The following is a 19,535-nucleotide window of genomic DNA, read 5'->3' as shown; positions in this document are numbered from 1 at the left end:
ATTTTTCTACTGTAAAGTGAGTTGATATGATCGCGGTGAGTGCTCACTGTTTTTCCAATTTACCTCTTACCGTTCTTTGAATGCGGTTACTTCAATACTTCCTTGTTTTCCCTGTAAAGATAATGTTCCTTTTTAAGTGCAACTTAAATTATTTATGCGTTGATTGTTTCCATTGTGTTGCGATTTATCGGTGATTGTTTTTTTATTGTTTCTATTTAGTGTCGGTATTTTACTTTTAACTGGAATTATTTATTAAATAATAATAATTAACGTTGGTTTATGGCTTTCAAATATGTTGTTTTTAGATTTATAATATCCCGCCTAATTTTTAGGTGTGGTTGTTTGTTTTGGTATTCTGATGGAATTCAACACTAGATGTTGCGTTAATGTATTTTCATGGAGGAAGTGTGGCTCTCAGAGAGAGTGTAATGTTAGCTAATTTTAATAATGGTATTTAAATGAAAGTCTGTAAAAGTACGGCACTGTTTCTTCTTTTTGTCACTTCCACATGTTCCCTTTCTGCTATTGCGGCTGAATCTGCCAGAATTACTGTAAAAGGCACATTGGCTCCTTCTGCGTGCGCTATTTCTATTGATGGTTCAGCGGATTATGGCAATTTGAAAATTGGCGAGCTGAAAGAGCAAGGCCCAGAGCAAAATGGATATCAGCTGAAGCATAAGCCTGTTAATTTTAATATCCAATGCAGCACTCCGGCAAAAGTGGCGATATCTGCACAAGCGGATAGCCAACCAGCGACCAAGCCTGGTTTTGGTATCAGAAGCTACTTTAGTGATACGAGCACGATGAATAGTGAGCAACAGCAACTCGGTATTTTGGGCATGGTTGGTGAGCAAGAGCTCGGTTATTTTACCGCTATTCTGGCCAGTGCAACGGTAGATGGTGACGATGCCGAGCTGATATATTCCGATAATAACGGAAGTACTTGGGCGGCGGACAGTAAGAACGTTAACTCATTAATGAATCAAGATGGCACTAAATGGCATACCTGGGGAAAAGGCCTGGTACCACAGAGCGCTTCTAATATCGCTGGAATTATCAATATCTCTGCTGCCGTTGATCCTAAAGTCGTGGATGAGGCGAAAGACGCTATTAACTTTAGCGCCAACACCACTATAACCCTGCAATATCTGTAAACCATCACCATATTGTCTGGCAGTCACCTGCCAGACAATACTTATCCGCCGTTCTTTTTATCAAGACCATTTTCTATAAAGTGTATTTGTATGAATTTTCAATTGTCTGCTTATTTACTCTTGGTTAAGCGCGACCGCTTGAATAAGTTATTCTCTGTCGCGCCCCCTCATTTGGGCCATAAAAGATCAACGTTGTTGTCCTGTTTATTATTGGCGGTGTTATCAATTTTTACTGTTGGAGCACATGCATCCGGAGTATTACCGGAGTCTTCCGCCGTTATTATTAACGAAGCACAGAAAGGCGGCAGCATTAATGTAAAAAATACTGAAAGTGTTCCGGTGCTGTTGTATACCAAAATTGTTGAGCTATCTGACGATCGTGAACCTCGCCTGATTGTGACCCAACCTGTGGCGCGTTTAGAACCCGGTCAGTCTCAGCGAGTACGCTTTGTCTTGAACAGCAATACACCGCTGCAGCATGAACATATTAAGCGCGTTTATTTTGAAGGGGTGACTGAACAAACCTCTGATAATAGTCAAATATCTGTTTCAGTGCGTCAGGACTTACCGGTGATTATTGTGCCGAAAGGACTGAGTAATAAACGCGATATGTGGGTCGATCTGGACTGGTCTGTGAGTGCTGATCGTCTAAAAGTGACCAATACCGGGCGTCATGTGGTGCGTCTGACACCGCAGATCACGTTGCAGCCAGCAGGGAAAGTTCTGTCTCTGAGCAAAAACTATATCCTGCCTGGTGAAAGCCTGTTTGCTACCGTGCCTAACGGTATTCGTCTTAGCAGTCAGCAACAAGTCGTGTTTTCCCCAGTGACGCGTTACGGGTTTGATGTGGGGGAACAAAAAGCCCTTCTGAGCGGGAAATAATTGCTCAGTATTATGAAAATACTTCACCGCTCATTACTGATTATGGCTATTACGCTAACGGGTTTCTGTTGGGCGTATTCTGTGCAAGCTGAAGGTTCCCGACCGACACGCTTCAATGAGAGTCGGTTGAAGGCTCTCGGTATTGATCCATCCACTGCGGCTTACTTCTCTGAAGGTGCTCGTTTTACGCCGGGTATTATGGAAGTGGCGTTACAGATAAACGGTGCCAGCCGGGGTATGCAGAGGCTCAATTTCGGTCGCCGTGGTGAGATGTGTGCGGATGAATCATTTTTTACGTTAGCAGGTATTCAGCTTACCTCTTCCCTGCCGCGGGATTCGGCGCAAGCCGACGCGTGCCCGGCGTTAACCGATGTCTGGCCAACCGCGACGATCTCTTTGCTGCCAGCGACTCAGGAAGTCAAGATTGTGGTGCCGCCTGAAGCGCTGGAGAAGGAAAATAATCAAAAAAATTATCAACAGGGCGGTACCGCCGGCCTGCTAAATTATTCGGCTTATCATTCACATTTTACCTCTGATTTTAGCCGTTCAGATTTTAGTTACCTGAACCTGGAAACTGGCCTTAACGTCGGTGACTGGATGGTTCGAGGTACTCATAACCTGCGCCAGAGCAGCGCAGGTGGATTCACTTTCGATAATGCTTATATATACGCACAAAAAACGCTGGTGAATAGAAAGCAGTTGCTGCAGGCCGGGCAGATAAACTTTTCCAATAATCTACTGACTGGTGCGGCGATTGATGGCATGCAGTTGGTGCCGCAGACCGCACTGAACCAGTTGGGTAGCGGTGTGCAAGTGAATGGGATGGCCAGAGCCGACCAGTCACGAGTGGACATTCGTCAGAATGGAATCCTGATTTATTCTACGTTGGTACCGGTTGGCCCCTTTACGCTGACCGATATTCCTGTCTTGAACACTACCGGCGATTTACACCTAAAGGTGATAACGCCGAGCGGGCAGGAAGAAGCGTATACCGTCACTGCGGCATCATTCCGTAGTCTGGTACCAAAGGCACCAGAAAGCTGGTCTTTGGCGTTGGGTCGCCTGAGAGCTGATGATGTCAGCCAAGACTATCAGCGCCCTTGGGTGGCCAGCCTGTCTGATGGTTGGGGGCTTTCCCGTCAGGTATTACTGGAGGCGGGGGCTATCACCGCTTCTGATTATTTGGCGGGCGGTGCAGGTTTGACCGTTAGCCCACACCAGAAAATATCGATGGGTCTGTCTATGGCATTGAGTCAGGATCGGAACCACGATCGGCGGGGAGCAAAGAGTACCGCCTCGGTGAACTGGCAAGCGCCGATGAATATTGGCTTTGGTGGGGATATCACCCGGTATTCACCCGGTTATCGCGAGCTAACAGATTCAGTTTCCATTACCGATTCTCCTTACAATCGAACCAGTGCCGGTCTGAGAATGAGCTGGCACCAGAGGATGCTGGGTAATGTTTCGATCTCTGCCAGTCAGATTCGTCAAGGGAATAATAGCGGGGACACCCGCCGCCTGATGGCTACCTGGAACCGTAACTTTGGTTTTATGAGTGCATCAGTAAACTGGCAGCGCCAGAGTCGGCATCTGCGCGACTGTCACGAGTCTTATCGGTGTCATGATACCGATCGTGACAGCGTGTTTGTTAACTTTAGTTTTCCGCTGGGTGGGCAGCAGGTCAGCAGTTATTACCGTCATTCATCGGATTCATCGGTGGCGGGTATGCAGGCGAGTGGCAGCATGACGCAAAATAGCAACTGGTCGCTAGCGGCAGAGCACAATTTAAAACAGGAACGTAATAATAGCTTATCGGGTAATTTGACCGGCAACCTGCATTACACCACTGCGGGGCTATATGGCTATGCAGAGGATAATAATGTACGTAACTACTCCGGCACCTTATCCGGTGGTGTGGTGCTACATCAGCAGGGGATTGTGTTTTCACCGCATAAGATTCACGACACCTTTGGCGTGGTAGCGGTGGAACCTGCCGTCAGCGGAGTGGAAATCAATACTCCGCAGGGAACGGTATGGACAGATTGGCGGGGGAAAGCGGTTGTGCCTGGTTTACCAGCCTATGCTCCCGGTAAAATTGAGTTGAACACCGAACAATTGCCGGAAAATATCGACGTCAACAATGGCTATCGACAGGTGGTTGCTGGGCATGGTGCCGTGACCGATACCCGCTTTCTTCTACAGCAAACGCGTAATGGGCTGCTGACGGTAACGATGGCGGATGGAAAACCCTTGCCGAAGGGCAGCGCCATTACCACTGAGGACGGTAGTTATGTGACTACGGCAGTGGATTTTGGGACGGTGTTTCTCACTGACTTAAACGGCCAACGTCCGCTTATGGCACGTTGGCAAGAGCAAAGCTGTAGCCTGCATTATTCTGTGCCTGAAAAAGCAGGGAAGGGTGAGGCATATGAAAGTATCACAGCGACATGCAGTTAATCGCATAATAAAGGTGGATGTGTGCAACGTAACATAAATCAATTATTTCAGTTTGTTAGCTTGGCATTAGTGTTATGGGGTGTTGCTGCACACAGCATTGCACAAGGCTGTCAGGTGGTGGCGGCACGCCCGGAAATAGCGCTGGGTAGTCAGCGTTATTCTGCCGATGCGGACATGCTGTTTACCCGTCAGGAACTGACTGTGACGGCAGAGTGTGCGGAGGAGGGGCCGATAACGTTGCTGATTGACGGTGAGTCGGATGTTAGTGGCCAGTATTTCCGTTTTGGCACCGCGGGTAGGATGTTAGTGTCGCTGTTATCGATGCAGTATAACGGTAGGGATACCGAATTGAGGCTCAGTGCTGCGCAACAAGAAGAGCGGCGGGTATCATCCGGGCAGTCAGTCATATTGTCACCAGGGAGCCAACTGACGACCTTAGCGTCAGAATATGCCGGGGACGATCGTCATTTATTGACTCTGCAACTGCGTTTAGATTTTCCGGCAACAGGAAATGAGGGACGGGTTCGTGATTTGACCGAGTTGGACGGCCAGATAAGGTTTGAGGTGTATCAATAGCATTGAGTTTTTTCGGCGTCAGATAACCTATTTGCTCCATTCGACATAGTAGAGCGGTGATTAGAACGGTTATATCCACCATTCTGTTGCGATTAATCTTTTTATTGAAATGTTGCTAGTGTTATTAGCTGTATTTATTCTTTTAATTAGACTTTTTATCTTATTTTATACTTTGAATTTAATTCTGGAAGAATTTGTGCCGTTTATCTCAAGTACTAACCACACTATGGATAGAAATTGAATCTAAACTTGCGGAGATATGGAACATGGCACTATCAATTTATACAAATGCTTCATCAATGGCTTCTACCAATTCATTGAATAAATCTAATAATGCTCTGAGTACTGCAATGGAGCGTTTAGGTACTGGTAAACGTATTAACTCTGCAGCTGACGATGCTGCTGGTCTACAAATTGCTACTCGTCTTCAGGCGCAGTCAAACGGTATGAGCGTTGCTCAACGTAACATTTCTGATGCAACAGCAATGCTGCAAACAGCTGAAGGCTCATTTGATGAAGTTACAAACATTCTGCACCGTATGAAAGACCTGTCTACTCAGGCAGCTAACGGCACTAACACCACTAAAGACTTAACCTCTATGCAGTCTGAGTTTGGTGAGCTAAGTAAAGAGCTGGACAATATCATGACTAACACCTCTTACAGCGGTGACAAATTGTTCACTAAGCTGGGAGCGGCTGTAGATTTCCAAATCGGTGCTTCTTCATCTGAAAAAATGACTCTGGATATCAGTGCCGATCTGACTAAAGTTACCGATCGTGTTACCGCGCTGAAGACCGGTACCATCGCAACAGGTACTGATGCAAACGCCATGATCGATACATTGAATACCGCTCTGGACGAAGTCAGTGGCGTGCGTTCTTCACTGGGTGCCAACATTAACCGTCTGGGCCACACAGCGAACAACCTGTCTAACATGAAAGACAACACTAACGTAGCTATCGGTAACATCATGGATGCAGACTTCGCTTCTGAAGCTTCTAACATGAGCCGTAACCAAATGTTGGCACAAACCAGCATGTCAATGCTGAAGCAATCTAACAGTATGTCTGGCATGGTGATGTCTCTGCTGGGTTAATTTTATCGTTGAAATAACGCCCGGATATGGGCGTTATCTCTGATATTTCATTGCTAATAAAATTATTTAGCAAAAAAGAATAAAAAAAGTGACTGGAGGACTTAATATTACGATTGATTGTGTCGTTTATATTAAGTACTAACCACAACGGATAGAAAAACAGGTTTATATTTAGGAGATAATATAATGGCACTATCAATTTTCACTAACGCTTCTGCAATGGCTTCTACCAACTCTCTGAACAAATCTAACGGCGCACTGAGCACCGCTATGGAACGTTTAGGTACCGGTAAACGTATTAACTCAGCCGCTGATGATGCTGCTGGTCTGCAAATTGCGACTCGTCTTCAAGCACAGTCAAACGGTATGGGCGTTGCTCAACGTAACATTTCTGATGCAACAGCAATGCTGCAAACAGCTGAAGGTGCGTTCGATGAAGTGACTAACATCCTGCACCGTATGAAAGATCTGTCTACCCAGGCAGCAAACGGCACTAACACCGCAAAAGACTTAACTTCTATGCAGTCTGAATTCGCCGAGTTAGGTAAAGAACTGGGTAACATCATGGAAAACACCAGCTACAGCGGCGACAAGCTGTTTGGTGACAAAAAGTTAGGCGCTGAAGTTAAGTTCCAAATCGGTGCAAGCTCTACCGAAACTATGACATTAGACTTAAGCACTAAATTAACAGCGCTGGATACTGAGCTAAAAACCACCGTTGGTGCAGCTGATATCAGTGTTGCAGACAAAGCAAACGGCATGATTGATACCATCAATACTGCATTAGATAACGTGAGTGGTGTTCGTTCTACTCTGGGTGCCAACATTAACCGTCTGGGCCACACAGCGAACAACCTGTCTAACATGAAAGACAACACTAACGTAGCTATCGGTAACATCATGGATGCAGACTTCGCTTCTGAAGCTTCTAACATGAGCCGTAACCAAATGTTAGCACAAACCAGCATGTCAATGCTGAAGCAGTCTAACAGCATGTCTGGTATGGTTATGTCACTGCTGGGATAATTTTCCCACAGAATGTATAGATAAAAACACTGCCTTTATGGCGGTGTTTTTTTTACCTCTCAATTCCGCCTTAATCTGACACTTTTCCCATCTAAATTATTTCATCCTACATATTTTCTATTTGTTATTAAGTTTTCACTGTTTTGTACCGCTCTAGATTAGTGGGATTACGCCATAACCAAGGTGCTAATGGTCTTAATCCGTTAGGCATGGGGAAATAGCGGAAGAATACGGTCTATTTCCCAATGGTCGAAAAGGAAGGTTTCCTTCCGCATCTTGTTTATTGATTTGTTTTATAACGAATTATTTTTTGGCATGGAACTTGCTAGATAAGAAGAGAGGAGAAGGTGTATGTCAGATTTTTTAAATTTAGATCCACAGGGTACCGCTGAGAAACTTGCGTATTACGACATCTTGACGATGAAGACGCAACTTGTATCACAACAAAAACAGCTGGCTTCTCAACAGGCTGCTTTGAAATCACTAAGAACATCGTTAAGTGATTTCCGTACCGCAATGAACGATCTAAATAAAACTAATAACGGTATGTTGCAGACTTCGGCAAAGGCCAGTGTTGAAGGGATGGCGAATATCACCACCAATTCAAACGCGGCTAAAGGCAACTACTCCTTTTTTGTTTCACAACTGGCAAGTGCACATCAGTCGGCGCTGACTAACATCACCGATGATGATATTGCCAACGGTAGCGGAACGCTTTCTCTGTCGATGAATGGTAAGCAGCTTGATATTGATATGACCGATATCAACAGTATTGAAGAGCTAGCTGTAGCCATTAACGGTAATGATGATAATCCAGGAATGACCGCTTCCGTTATCCGCTCTAATGGTGAGATTTCGCTGATGTTAAGCAGCGATGAAACCGGAGCGAAAAACCAAATTGATGTAACGATGAGCGGTAGTGCATTTGTTAACGCTCAAGAAACTGAAATTACTAAGGCTCAAGATGCCGAGGTGTGGATTGGTGAAGAGGGTAAAGGTATTAAAGTTACCAATGACTCCAATACCTTCACCAACCTGATCCAAGGTGTAACGCTTGAGTTTAATCAGGCGAGTAAGCCTGGTGATGCTGCACTAAGAATCAATGTTGGCACCGATGATACGGTGACCAAAGAGAAGATGCAGTCTTTTATCGACGCCTATAACAAGCTGGCGACGGATTTAGGTACGCTGACTAAGAGTGGTGGCAACCGTTCAGATCGCGGTCCTTTTGCCGGTGACTCGGGCATTATGGCGCTGGAACGCCAGTTGAACAGCATTATCCGCGCTGACTTTGGCGGTCATCAGTTAACTGAGTTTGGTATTACCGCCGATCGTGAAGGTAAGTTGAAACTGGATAGCGATAAATTCAGCAAACTCCTTAAGTCAGAGCCTGCCGCATTGACCAATTTCTTTAACGGCAACGATGGGCTGATTAAAGGTGTTGATAAATTAATGGATGGCTACCTCAGTTCTTCTAAAGGCGAACTGAAAATGCGTCAGGAAACGCTGGATCGTAAAGAGAGCCAGTTGACCGATCGCGAAGCCTTGATTGAAACGCGCTATAACACATCATATAGCCGCTATCTTAAGCAATTCAGTCAGTTACAGAAAGTTATGGCACAAATGAACTCAACGTTGAGTATGTTTACCACAACAAAATAGACCGGCTGGTGAGTTAAATAAGGACAATTATGTATAGCAATCAAACAGATGGATACTCGCTGTATCAGGAATCCGATTTGGCAATGCAAGCGGCAGCGGCAACGCCTTATCAATTAGTGATTATGCTTTTTGACGGCCTAATGGATGAATTAGTGCGGGCAAAAAGCCATATTGAAGCTAAGCGCTATGAGCGTAAGGCTCACAGTATCAATAAATGTATTGATATTCTGAACGCCTTAACCAGTGCGTTGGATTTTGAAAAAGGCGGCGAGCTGTCTATTAATTTAGCCCGCTTGTACGATTACAGCGTTTATCGTCTGTACGATGCCAGCGATAAGCTGTCAATTACTCAAATTGAAGAAGTTGAAGCTATTTTGGCCAATATCCACGATGGCTGGAAGAATCTGGGTACCAAAAGTGAATGAGGTTAATGAGGTTAACGCCATTCGCGAGTTAGGTATTGAATTAAAGCGCGTAGCTTCGCTGCATCAATGGGTTCGATTGCTTGAAGTTGATCAGAAAGTGGCTCAGTTATTACTGACATTTCGTCAGCGGGATGATCTCTCACCTGAAACGCTGGAAGCGCTTAAGCGCCTCCAGCAGTTGCATTTGAAAACTATCGAATATTGTCGTCGTGAACAAGTCATACTCGAAAGCAAAATGCGGCATCATCGGAGTAATCGCGAGGGCATGGCAGCCTACGCCTCGGTTGGATTTCATGAGGAAGAGTAGCTAAATGAATATTAACTCTTTTGCCCAGTTTTCTTCTCCTGCGTCAGGACAATCCTCGGCACAGGCAAGTCCACTGGAGAATCTGATGGGCTTATTATCCAGCGCTAGTCAAGGGCAGGATGGAGCGACATTCTCACTGACGGATTTATTGCCGGCATTAACCGCGCACGTCAATGAAATGGCCGATAAAAACTCGGATTTAACGCTACCGGAGTCTGGTAGTGAAGTGCAAATCGATCCTGCGTTGCTGTTGGAGAATCTGTCTGCAGGTAATCCTCAGGAAGGTATTGCGGCATTGTTGGCCTATCTGGTGAATGGTGAAGTTCCCAAGCCGAAGACGGGGGATGTCAATGCTCAGCCGCAAGACGCATCGGTAAAGCAAACTACGCCAATGAACGGGGCGACGCCGGTGATAACACCGGAGATGAGACAAAGTTTATTGTTAAATAATGGACTGGTGGCTCAAGGTCCGGCGATGCCTGCGGCAAACGTCAATTTGACCGAGTTACTGAATCCGACGCCGATGTTACGCACTGAGAACACTCAACCTGAAGTTGCGGCAACAACGACACCATTGACGATGGTGAGATCGCTGCTGGACAAGACCGAAGGTTCATCGACGGTGTCATCAGCATCGTCATCGACATCTCTGGCGTCAATAATGACGGGGTTGCCAAATAGTTTATCAACGGAAGACCAGACGGTTGAGCGTACTGCTAACTGGTCTACGGTAAAGATGCAGCCAAGACAGGAAAATTGGTCGCAGCAGCTGCATTCAGTATTAAGCGATAGGTTACAAATCCAGAGCGATAATCGAATTCAGCACGCCACTATTCGCCTTGATCCACCGGATATGGGCAAGATTGATATTTCGCTTCATATGGACGGCGGCAAGCTGCAAGTGCAGATCAATGCCAATCAGAATGATATCTATAAGGCGCTGCAACAAATTAGCCATGAGTTGAGACAGACTCTGGTTGAACAAAATTTTACTCAGGTTAGCGTACAAATTACCTCAAATGGACAGCAGCAACAGCAGGGGCAGCATCGCCAAGCGAATGGGCAGCCTCAGGAACCTGAAATTGCCAAACAGTCCGAGGCTGAAGAGTCAGCAAAACCGAAAGATGACACCATCTTAACGACAGCTTAAGGGATTTTGAGCGGATGAAAAAAAATATAGTACTGGCCTTAATTGTAGCGATTTTTAGCGCCTCTTTAACGGGATGCGTCATGTTCTTTGCCGGTAATGGTATGGCGACAAAAGAACAAGATAAGGAAGGATCCGGTATTAGCAGCCTGTTTTCCTCCAAAGAAAAGGAAACTGAGGTTCACTTCGTCACCATTAAAAATATTGTTATCACTTTGAATTCTGATTTATCCGGTAATAACGCCAGCGGATATGAACACTATTTGTTACTGGATTTAGCGTTGACGGCCAAAGATACCGACAGTGTGAAAAAAATTGAAAGTGCTATACCTTTAATACAGAGCTCAACGGTGAACCTGCTGACCAATATGAAGTACTCCGATATTCGTAACACCAACGTATCGGACTTAAGAAAAAAGTTGTTGGCTGAGTATCAGAAGGCCTATAAGGGCCTGAATATGACAGTCACATTCAATGACGTATTGATCAGCAAAATGGTTTTCCAATAGCGGGGAACTGGATACGGAGTAATGAGCGAAATGCATACTACAACGCATGGGATAGCGGAGTTTCAAGATGTCGCTCTGATGAGTGCGCAGGAAGAGGAGGCACATCTGAAAAGCTACCTACCTCTGGTCAAGCGCACGGTGAACCAGCTGGCATTTCAGGCCAGTAGCGTTATGGATCGTCAGGATATGGAACAAATTGCGCTAATGGGATTATTGGACTGTTTAAGACGTTACGGTCCGCCAGATGAGCAGTTTGCCGCTTATGCGATTCATCGGGTCAGAGGGGCAATATTGGATGAACTGCGTCAGCTTGACTGGCGGCCACGGCGTTTACGTCAGAAAACGCATAAGTTAAATGATGCGATTCGTGAACTGACTAAAAAGCTGGGTAAAGAACCCAATTTTGACGAAATTTCTCAGGCACTGGGCATTTCCGCTGAGGAATATCAAGAATATTTGCTGCTGGATAGTGCCAGAGCAATGGAGAGTCTGGATGAATTGTTGATGCCAGAATCTCAGACGGACGTATTGCAAAGCCGTTCTATTGAAGATGAAGAGATCGCCCGGAGAATGTTAGCCACGGCGATTAAGTCGCTGGATGAGCGTGAGAAAGTGATTTTGAGTCTCTACTATCAGGAAGAGATGAGTTTAAAAGAAATTGCATTGGTTATGGACCTGACTGAAGCGCGTATCTGTCAGATGAACAAGAAAATTTCTGAAAAAATTAAGTGTTTTTTCTAGTTTGAGGAAGTTATGCAGAAATTATTAGGCATGCTAATTGTATTTGGTTGCGTTTTTGGTGGATATGTTGCCGCCGGTGGTAAAATTGTTTCGATATGGCAGCCTGCTGAAATTATTATTATTTTGGGCGCTGGATTTGGTGCTTTGGTGATTGCTAACCCGAAGCATGTGCTAAAAGAGATTTTTGCTCAGAGTAAAGCCTCATTTAAGAAAAGCGAATATACCGCAGAATTTCAACGTCAGTTACTAATGATGCTGTATGAGCTGCTGGAAATGGTACAGGATGGCGGCTTAAAAGTACTGGATCAACATATTGAAGTACCGGAAGAGAGTACTTTATTTCAGCGTTACCCTTTACTGCTTAAAGATAAAAAATTGATGACCTTCGTATCAGATAACTTCCGACTGATGGCGATGGGCAAAATTAATGAGCATGAGCTTGAAGGGATCCTTGAGCAGGAAATTGAAGCGGTTGAAGATGAAATTTTAATTCCTTCCCGTTCAATGCAGCGTATTGCTGAAGCGATGCCTGGATTTGGTATCTGTGCTGCGGTTTTGGGTATTATTATTACCATGCAGTCTATCGATGGTTCCATTGCGGTTATCGGTTTAAAAGTTGCTGCTGCACTGGTGGGAACTTTCCTCGGCGTATTTTTTAGTTATTGTCTGTTAGATCCATTATCTAATGCAATGGAGCAGCGCTCACGTATTCAGCTTTCACTGTTGGAATGTGTTCGTACCGTATTAGTCAATCACGTTGCCGGTAAGCCAACGTTGTTGGCGGTGGATGCCGGACGCAAAATGCTGCCGTTAGATACTAAACCGACCTTTGCCAAGCTGGATGCCTGGGTTAATGAGATGATGGAAGCGGCATAATGAAGAGGGCTGGAAAGTCGGGTCATACCACGATAATTAAACGTTCGTCTAAACGTGGGCATCATGCGCTGCATACCGGCGCATGGAAAGTGGCCTTTGCTGATTTTACGTTGGCAATGATGGCGCTGTTTATGGTGCTGTGGATTGTTAACTCAGTGTCTCAGGAAGAGCGTGAAGAAATTGTTTCTATGCTTAACCGTCATTCCATTTTTGACGGTAATCCTTTTTCACCGATTAGTTCATTTGATGGTTTACCCGCGAAGCCGATGCCGGTGAGAGCGCCGGTGAGTTCGGGAACGATTCCGCTAGAGAAAACCTCAAATATTGCTCCCCATCGTTCGATTCAGCCACCATTACCACAGATTCCTAATCCTCGGGTTTCTTTGGCGGCAGCTTTAAATAACTCCAAAATGGAAATGGAAGAACTGGCTCGGGTGATTTTAAAAATCACCGAGGCGTTGGACGCTGGCTCTAACCTGAATATTGAAATTGTGCCGCAGGGGTTACGTATTTTAATTCAGGATGATAATTCTCGGGAAATGTTCCAGCGCGGTAGTGCGCACTTATCACCTTTTTTTAATGACTTGCTGATGCAGCTTGGCCCGGTGTTTAATGAAATTGATAATCCAATGATTATCACCGGCCATACCGATGCGGTGCCTTATAAGAGCCGAGAAAATTATAATAACTGGAATCTGTCCGGTGACCGGGCGCTGGAAGCACGGAGAGTGTTAGAGAAAAGTGGTCTGGACGAAAGCAAAGTGCTGCAAGTTAATGCCATGTCTTCTCAGATGCTGCTGGATAAAAACGATCCTGACGGTGCACAGAACCGCAGAATTGAAATTATGGTTCTGACCAAAAGTGCGGCGGATGCCCTGTATCAGTTCTTTGGCGATCACGGTGAGAAAGTGGTGAAGCCAGCGGCGGATAAACTTACGCAGAATGCCGCAGGTTAATGTTAATGGGGGCATTTAGTCCTAATGCTTGTCAGTTAAGCTTAATGACAGCGAAAGTTTCGTCCACTATCAGTGCAGAGCATTAATCAACGTAGGTGCACGTGGCCGAGAAGAGGGCGTTAGGCGAACGCCCTCTGCACTCCCACGCCTTCGCCCCGAATCCAGGTCGCCGTTGGCGACTCCCCTACGTCATTCCAGTGAAAATCTATGGCTACGCATTCCCACTTTCGCGCTGAGGAATCCCCAGAAAAATAAACATGAATTCTTAACTATGATTTATATTGTCATTCCCACATTTATACCGTCATCCCCGCGAAAGCGGGGATCTCGTTCTTAAGCCAAGCGTTGTCGTTAAGCGAAAACATTAGATGATTCGCTGCGCTCCCCTTCGGGCCATTCGCTATGCGAATGTTTGCTACGCCTGCGGCTACGCGTTCCGGTTTTCACCGGAATGACGAAGGGGGGGAATGCGATCATATTCTGACTGAGTCACTAATAAGTGGAACAAATCGCTCACAAAACACCCACTTTAATCCTTTGAATCCCCAAAGAAAAAATTTGTGGGGATTCCTCAGCGCTTTCGCGAGGATGACGGCATTAATATTATTAATATGGCCTACTCAGTACCCTTCGTCATGCTGGTGATAACCAGCATCCAGGTTTAGCTTAATGACAACGTTTGGCTTAAAGATGAGATGATTCGCTGCGCTCCCCCTTCGGGCCATTCACTATGTGAATGTTAGCTTCGCCTGCGGCTACGCGTTCCCGCTTTCGTGAGGATGACGGCATTAATATTGCCGATATAACCTACTCAGTACCCTTCGTCATTAAGCTAAAACCAGCATCCAGGTTTTAGCTTAATGACAATGTTTGGCTTAAAGATGAGATCCCCGCTTTCGCGGGGATAATTGGGATGACGAGAATTGGGATGACGGTAAGGGAGAAATACCTTAATCAAACCATCAACGCAAAAACGCCGGTTGTTTAGCTTCATAGGCGGCGATAGCATCACCGTGTTGCAGGGTTAAGCCAATGCTGTCCAGACCGTTAATCATGCAGTGTTTACGGAATGCATCAATATTGAATGCATAACGCTTACCGCCGGCCATAACCGCTTGGTTTTCCAGATCAACCGTAAACTCGACGCCTTCCTGACTTGCCACCAGATTAAACAGTTCATCAATTTCGGTTTCGCTCAGAATCACCGGCAACAGCTGGTTGTTAAATGAGTTACCGTAGAAGATATCGGCGAAGCTTGGCGCGATAACTACTTTAAAACCATAATCGGTTAAGGCCCATGGCGCATGCTCACGGGATGAACCACAGCCAAAGTTTTCACGGGTTAGCAGAATCGAAGCGCCTTTGTAACGCGGTTTGTTCAACACAAAGTCAGGATTCGGCTGCTGGCCGGCATCGTCCAAAAAGCGCCAGTCGTTAAACAAATGCTGGCCGAAACCGGTGCGGGTGACTTTCTGCAAAAACTGTTTCGGAATAATGGCGTCAGTATCAACGTTTGCTGCATCTAACGGAACCACAATGCCGGTATGTTGAGTAAATTTAGTCATGCTGGGTGTCTCCTTAGCTCAGCTTACGGATATCGGCAAAGTGACCGCTGACGGCAGCGGCGGCTGCCATTGCCGGGCTCACTAAATGAGTACGGCCACCGCGGCCCTGACGGCCTTCAAAGTTACGGTTACTGGTTGAAGCACAGCGCTCACCTGGGTTTAAGCGGTCATTATTCATGGCTAAGCACATAGAACAACCGGGTAAACGCCACTCAAAGCCCGCTTCAATAAAGATCTTATCCAAACCTTCTTCTTCAGCTTGCGCTTTAACCGGGCCAGAGCCAGGTACCACCATAGCGACCACGCCAGGGGCGACTTTGCGGCCTTTGGCGACTTCTGCCGCTGCGCGTAAATCTTCAATACGCGAGTTAGTGCATGAACCGATAAATACTTTATCAATGGCGACATCGGTTAATTTGGTACCGGCTTTCAGATCCATATAGGCTAACGCTTTTTCTGCTGAAGCGCGTTCTACCGGATCGGTGAAAGAGGCGGGTTCAGGAATGACTTGATCAATCGCCATAACCTGACCGGGGTTAGTACCCCAGGTTACCTGTGGTGCGATATCAGCAGCATTTAAGCTGATTACCGCATCAAATTTGGCACCGTTATCTGATTTCAGGGTGCGCCAGTAAGCGACCGCTTCATCCCACTGATCTGCTTTAGGAGCAAACTGACGACCTTTAACGTAGTTGAAGGTGATGTCATCAGGTGCAACCAGACCGGCTTTAGCGCCCATCTCGATCGCCATATTACATAAGGTCATTCGACCTTCCATGGATAAGGCTTCTATCGCGTTACCGCAGAATTCCACCACATAGCCGGTACCGCCAGCGTGGCCGATTTTACCGATGATGGCTAAAACGATATCTTTCGCGGTGATGCCGGTAGCGACATCGCCCTGAACCTCAATTTTCATGGTCTTGGCGCGCGACTGCTTCAGCGTTTGGGTTGCCAGTACATGCTCAACTTCTGAGGTACCGATACCGAATGCCAAAGAACCAAAAGCGCCGTGAGTGGCGGTATGGGAGTCACCACAAACAATAGTCATGCCCGGCAGGGTCATCCCTTGTTCAGGCCCGATTACGTGAACAATGCCCTGATAAGGGTGATTCAAATCGTATAGGGAGACATTGAACTCTTTGCAGTTTTTCATTAACTCCTGCATCTGAATTCGTGCCATCTCGCCGCAGGCATTAATGTCTTTAGTTTGAGTAGAGACGTTATGATCCATGGTGGCGAAGGTTTTACCCGGCTGACGCACTGGGCGCTTCATCGCACGCAAGCCATCGAAGGCCTGCGGCGACGTCACTTCATGGACTAAGTGACGGTCAATATACAGCAGCGGTGTTTCATTGGGTGCTTCGTAAACCACGTGAGCATCGTATAATTTTTGGTACAGTGTCTTGGCCATGGTTATGCCCCCTGTGCAACGAACTGAGCGATGATATCGCCCATTTGACTGGTACTGACGGATTTACCATTACCGGCTAAGTCAGAGGTACGGTAACCCTGTTCTAATGCCTGATTAATGGCTTTTTCAACGGCGTCGGCAGCATCACCGGCATTCAGGCTGTAGCGCAGTAATAAGGACAGGGAAAGAATTTGGGCAATTGGGTTAGCAATGTCTTTTCCAGCAATATCCGGAGCGGAACCACCAGCAGGCTCGTATAAGCCAAAACCTTTTTCGTTCAGGCTGGCAGATGGCAGCATTCCCATCGAGCCGGTGATCATGGCACATTCATCGGACAGAATATCGCCAAACAGGTTAGAGCATAACACCACATCGAACTGAGATGGCTCTTTCACCATTTGCATGGTGGCGTTGTCGATATACATATGATTCAGGGCTACGTCTGGATATTGCTTGGCCACTTCACTGACCACTTCACGCCATAAGATGGAGCTTTGCAGTACGTTTGACTTATCGATAGACGTCACTTTATGGCGGCGTTTACGGGCCGATTCAAACGCGATGTGAGCAATACGTTCGATTTCAAAGCGATGATACACTTCGGTATCAAAGGCTTTTTCCTGAGGACCGGAACCTTCACGGCCTTTTGGTTGACCGAAGTAAATACCGCCGGTCAGTTCACGTACGCATAAGATATCAAAGCCCTTATGGGAGATATCGCTTCTTAATGGACTGAAATCTTCCAGACCCTGATACAGTTTAGCCGGACGCAGGTTACTGAATAACTGGAAGTGTTTTCTTAATGGTAATAACGCGCCACGTTCTGGTTGTTCGGTAGGGGGCAGATGCTCCCATTTTGGCCCGCCAACCGATCCAAACAGGATCGCATCAGCCTGTTCACAGCCTGCGACGGTTTCCGCTGGCAGCGGCATACCGTGGCGGTCAATGGCAGCACCACCGACATCATATTCTTTGGTCGTGATATCCATATTAAAGCGCTTGCGCAGCGCATCTAATACTTTTGTCGCCTGCTGCATAACTTCTGGGCCGATGCCATCTCCGGGCAGAACTGCAATGTGATAAGAACGCGTCATATTTGCTCCATACTTTATGATTTATTTTGTTATTGCTAATGTGTTTTAAAATTATTCAACTGATTGGGCCAAGCGCTGTTTTTGTTGTTCAACCTGCTGCGCCCGCCAAATGTGGTTCAATACGTGAACTAATGCCAAGGCAGAAGACTCAACGATATCCGTTGCCAGACCAACACCGTGGAAGCGGCGACCTTCATATTCAGCCACGATATCCACCTGACCTAATGCATCTTTACCCTGACCTTTTGCGGTTAACTGATACTTCACAATAGAGATCGGGTAGCCAGCAATGCGGTTAACGGCTTGATAAACGGCATCTACTGGCCCGTTACCGGTAGCGGCTTCTGACTTGATTTCATCACCACAGGCTAAACGCACTGAGGCTGTTGCCATCAGATTGGTACCTGACTGTACGCTGAAATAGTCCAAAGAAAAATGATCCTGCTCTTCCTGCTGCTTACTAATGAAGACTAAAGCTTCCAAATCGTAATCAAATACCTGACCTTTCTTATCGGCCAACTTCAGGAAGGCGGCATATAAATCGTCCAGCGAGTAATCATTTTCGCTATATCCCATGGCTTCCATACGGTGCTTCACGGCGGCACGGCCAGAGCGGGAGGTTAAGTTTAACTGAACCTGGCTGAAACCGATGGATTCTGGCGTCATGATTTCGTAAGTTTCACGGTTCTTCAGCACGCCATCCTGATGAATACCGGAAGAGTGGGCATAGGCATTGGAACCGACCACGGCTTTATTCGCCGGTACTGGCATATTGCACAGTTGGCTGACCAACTGGCTGGTGCGGTAAATTTCCTGATGATTGATATTGGTGTGCACGCCCATGATATCCTGACGCACTTTAATCGCCATAATCACTTCTTCCAGCGCACAGTTACCGGCACGTTCGCCGATACCGTTGATGGTGCCTTCTATTTGACGAGCACCGGCCTGAACGGCGGTAATGGAGTTGGCTACCGACATGCCCAAGTCATCATGGCAGTGAACCGACAAAATGGCTTTATCAATGTTAGGAACGCGTTGATACAGACTTTCGATAATGCCGCCAAACTGACGTGGAACGGTATAGCCGACGGTATCAGGAATGTTAATGGTGGTAGCACCGGCATTAATAGCCGCTTCGACAATACGGCACAGATTATCGATTGGGGTACGGCCTGCATCTTCACAGGAGAATTCGACATCATCGGTGTGATTACGGGCTCTTTTCACTGAACGGATAGCCATTTCCATCACATCTTCAAAAGAGCGCTTCAACTTGGATTCAATATGTAAGGTGGAGGTAGCTAAGAACACGTGAATACGGAAGGCTTCGGCTACGCGCAATGCTTCTGCGGCTACATCAATATCTTTATCTACGCAGCGGGCTAAAGCACATACCCGGCTGTTTTTAATTTGGCGAGCGATACTTTGCACTGATTCAAAGTCACCGGGGGAGGAAACCGGAAAACCGACTTCCATCACGTCTACGCCCATACGCTCCAGGGCTAACGCGATCTGCATTTTTTCTTTGACGCTCAGACTGGCCTGTAATGCCTGTTCGCCGTCCCGCAGGGTGGTATCAAAAATAATGACTTGCTGGCTCATATTGTGTTCCTTCTACTTTTAGACCGGTTTATCGGGTTGAAA

18 protein-coding genes are annotated in these 19,535 nt (G+C 46.4%); 14 read left to right on the top strand and 4 right to left on the bottom strand.

What is annotated here, in order from left to right:
- Window positions 1-458: 458 nt before the first annotated feature.
- The 14 genes from BMZ28_RS00785 (at window position 459) to lafU (ending at window position 13,815) form a co-directional block, all read left to right on the top strand.
- Window positions 459-1,154: a DUF1120 domain-containing protein gene (locus BMZ28_RS00785; RefSeq protein ID WP_074820094.1), complete on the top strand. Its 696-nt coding sequence runs from the start codon at window positions 459-461 to the stop codon at window positions 1,152-1,154.
- Between the two features lie 90 nt (window positions 1,155-1,244).
- Window positions 1,245-2,036 carry a fimbria/pilus chaperone family protein gene (locus BMZ28_RS00780; RefSeq protein ID WP_083399606.1) on the top strand — a complete coding sequence of 264 codons (792 nt, stop codon included), beginning with the start codon at window positions 1,245-1,247 and terminating at the stop codon, window positions 2,034-2,036.
- Between the two features lie 12 nt (window positions 2,037-2,048).
- Complete coding sequence (locus BMZ28_RS00775; RefSeq protein ID WP_126467053.1) at window positions 2,049-4,493, top strand: fimbrial biogenesis usher protein; 2,445 nt, start codon at window positions 2,049-2,051, stop codon at window positions 4,491-4,493.
- 21 nt (window positions 4,494-4,514) lie between these two features.
- Window positions 4,515-5,069, top strand: a complete 555-nt coding sequence (locus BMZ28_RS00770; protein WP_074820089.1) for a DUF1120 domain-containing protein — start codon at window positions 4,515-4,517, stop codon at window positions 5,067-5,069.
- Between the two features lie 266 nt (window positions 5,070-5,335).
- Window positions 5,336-6,166, top strand: coding sequence for a flagellin N-terminal helical domain-containing protein (locus BMZ28_RS00765; RefSeq protein ID WP_074820087.1), 831 nt, complete (start codon window positions 5,336-5,338; stop codon window positions 6,164-6,166).
- 186 nt (window positions 6,167-6,352) lie between these two features.
- Window positions 6,353-7,192, top strand: coding sequence for a flagellin N-terminal helical domain-containing protein (locus tag BMZ28_RS00760; protein ID WP_047780142.1), 840 nt, complete (start codon window positions 6,353-6,355; stop codon window positions 7,190-7,192).
- Between the two features lie 351 nt (window positions 7,193-7,543).
- Window positions 7,544-8,854, top strand: a complete 1,311-nt coding sequence (fliD, locus tag BMZ28_RS00755; protein WP_047780143.1) for a flagellar filament capping protein FliD — start codon at window positions 7,544-7,546, stop codon at window positions 8,852-8,854.
- A gap of 29 nt (window positions 8,855-8,883) precedes the next feature.
- Entirely contained in the window at window positions 8,884-9,279 is a 396-nt protein-coding gene (gene fliS / locus BMZ28_RS00750) for a flagellar export chaperone FliS (protein WP_047780144.1), read from the top strand.
- Window positions 9,272-9,586: a hypothetical protein gene (locus BMZ28_RS00745; RefSeq protein ID WP_047780145.1), complete on the top strand. Its 315-nt coding sequence runs from the start codon at window positions 9,272-9,274 to the stop codon at window positions 9,584-9,586. Before fliS ends, BMZ28_RS00745 begins: the two co-directional genes overlap by 8 nt.
- Before the next feature lie 4 nt (window positions 9,587-9,590).
- On the top strand, window positions 9,591-10,736 hold the full coding sequence (locus BMZ28_RS17275; protein WP_074820086.1) for a flagellar hook-length control protein FliK: 1,146 nt from the start codon (window positions 9,591-9,593) through the stop codon (window positions 10,734-10,736).
- 14 nt (window positions 10,737-10,750) lie between these two features.
- Complete coding sequence (locus BMZ28_RS00735; protein ID WP_047780146.1) at window positions 10,751-11,242, top strand: flagellar basal body-associated FliL family protein; 492 nt, start codon at window positions 10,751-10,753, stop codon at window positions 11,240-11,242.
- Between the two features lie 30 nt (window positions 11,243-11,272).
- Window positions 11,273-11,983, top strand: a complete 711-nt coding sequence (locus BMZ28_RS00730; protein WP_047782513.1) for a FliA/WhiG family RNA polymerase sigma factor — start codon at window positions 11,273-11,275, stop codon at window positions 11,981-11,983.
- 12 nt (window positions 11,984-11,995) lie between these two features.
- Window positions 11,996-12,859, top strand: a complete 864-nt coding sequence (gene motA, locus BMZ28_RS00725; RefSeq protein WP_047780147.1) for a flagellar motor stator protein MotA — start codon at window positions 11,996-11,998, stop codon at window positions 12,857-12,859.
- Complete coding sequence (gene lafU / locus BMZ28_RS00720) at window positions 12,859-13,815, top strand: putative lateral flagellar export/assembly protein LafU (RefSeq protein ID WP_074820083.1); 957 nt, start codon at window positions 12,859-12,861, stop codon at window positions 13,813-13,815. Before motA ends, lafU begins: the two co-directional genes overlap by 1 nt.
- 962 nt (window positions 13,816-14,777) lie before the next feature.
- Here lafU and leuD read toward each other — a convergent pair.
- Genes leuD through leuA form a run of 4 tightly spaced genes read right to left on the bottom strand, consistent with a single transcriptional unit; the run spans window position 14,778 to window position 19,493 of the window.
- Entirely contained in the window at window positions 14,778-15,380 is a 603-nt protein-coding gene (leuD, locus tag BMZ28_RS00715; protein ID WP_074820082.1) for a 3-isopropylmalate dehydratase small subunit, read from the bottom strand.
- Window positions 15,381-15,393: 13 nt separating this feature from the next.
- On the bottom strand, window positions 15,394-16,794 hold the full coding sequence (leuC, locus tag BMZ28_RS00710; protein WP_074820080.1) for a 3-isopropylmalate dehydratase large subunit: 1,401 nt from the start codon (window positions 16,792-16,794) through the stop codon (window positions 15,394-15,396).
- Window positions 16,795-16,796: 2 nt separating this feature from the next.
- Window positions 16,797-17,888: a 3-isopropylmalate dehydrogenase gene (gene leuB, locus BMZ28_RS00705; protein ID WP_047780151.1), complete on the bottom strand. Its 1,092-nt coding sequence runs from the start codon at window positions 17,886-17,888 to the stop codon at window positions 16,797-16,799.
- Window positions 17,889-17,939: 51 nt separating this feature from the next.
- Window positions 17,940-19,493 carry a 2-isopropylmalate synthase gene (gene leuA, locus BMZ28_RS00700; RefSeq protein WP_074820078.1) on the bottom strand — a complete coding sequence of 518 codons (1,554 nt, stop codon included), beginning with the start codon at window positions 19,491-19,493 and terminating at the stop codon, window positions 17,940-17,942.
- Window positions 19,494-19,535: the final 42 nt, after the last annotated feature.

The organism is Pragia fontium DSM 5563 = ATCC 49100 (genome assembly GCF_900112475.1).
Lineage (GTDB): Bacteria > Pseudomonadota > Gammaproteobacteria > Enterobacterales > Enterobacteriaceae > Pragia > Pragia fontium.
The sequence above is the reverse complement of the archived record's forward strand: the minus strand, read 5'-3'. Positions and strand labels throughout refer to the sequence as shown.

Bases quoted from the DNA above. Each gene is read 5' to 3' on its own strand.
- BMZ28_RS00785 (WP_074820094.1), top strand. From the start codon at position 459: ATGAAAGTCTGTAAAAGTACGGCACTGTTTCTTCTTTTTGTCACTTCC.
- BMZ28_RS00780 (WP_083399606.1), top strand. From the start codon at position 1,245: ATGAATTTTCAATTGTCTGCTTATTTACTCTTGGTTAAGCGCGACCGC.
- BMZ28_RS00775 (WP_126467053.1), top strand. From the start codon at position 2,049: ATGAAAATACTTCACCGCTCATTACTGATTATGGCTATTACGCTAACG.
- BMZ28_RS00765 (WP_074820087.1), top strand. From the start codon at position 5,336: ATGGCACTATCAATTTATACAAATGCTTCATCAATGGCTTCTACCAAT.
- BMZ28_RS00760 (WP_047780142.1), top strand. From the start codon at position 6,353: ATGGCACTATCAATTTTCACTAACGCTTCTGCAATGGCTTCTACCAAC.
- fliD (WP_047780143.1), top strand. From the start codon at position 7,544: ATGTCAGATTTTTTAAATTTAGATCCACAGGGTACCGCTGAGAAACTT.
- fliS (WP_047780144.1), top strand. From the start codon at position 8,884: ATGTATAGCAATCAAACAGATGGATACTCGCTGTATCAGGAATCCGAT.
- BMZ28_RS17275 (WP_074820086.1), top strand. From the start codon at position 9,591: ATGAATATTAACTCTTTTGCCCAGTTTTCTTCTCCTGCGTCAGGACAA.
- BMZ28_RS00735 (WP_047780146.1), top strand. From the start codon at position 10,751: ATGAAAAAAAATATAGTACTGGCCTTAATTGTAGCGATTTTTAGCGCC.
- BMZ28_RS00730 (WP_047782513.1), top strand. From the start codon at position 11,273: ATGCATACTACAACGCATGGGATAGCGGAGTTTCAAGATGTCGCTCTG.
- motA (WP_047780147.1), top strand. From the start codon at position 11,996: ATGCAGAAATTATTAGGCATGCTAATTGTATTTGGTTGCGTTTTTGGT.
- lafU (WP_074820083.1), top strand. From the start codon at position 12,859: ATGAAGAGGGCTGGAAAGTCGGGTCATACCACGATAATTAAACGTTCG.
- leuD (WP_074820082.1), bottom strand. From the start codon at position 15,380: ATGACTAAATTTACTCAACATACCGGCATTGTGGTTCCGTTAGATGCA.
- leuC (WP_074820080.1), bottom strand. From the start codon at position 16,794: ATGGCCAAGACACTGTACCAAAAATTATACGATGCTCACGTGGTTTAC.
- leuB (WP_047780151.1), bottom strand. From the start codon at position 17,888: ATGACGCGTTCTTATCACATTGCAGTTCTGCCCGGAGATGGCATCGGC.
- leuA (WP_074820078.1), bottom strand. From the start codon at position 19,493: ATGAGCCAGCAAGTCATTATTTTTGATACCACCCTGCGGGACGGCGAA.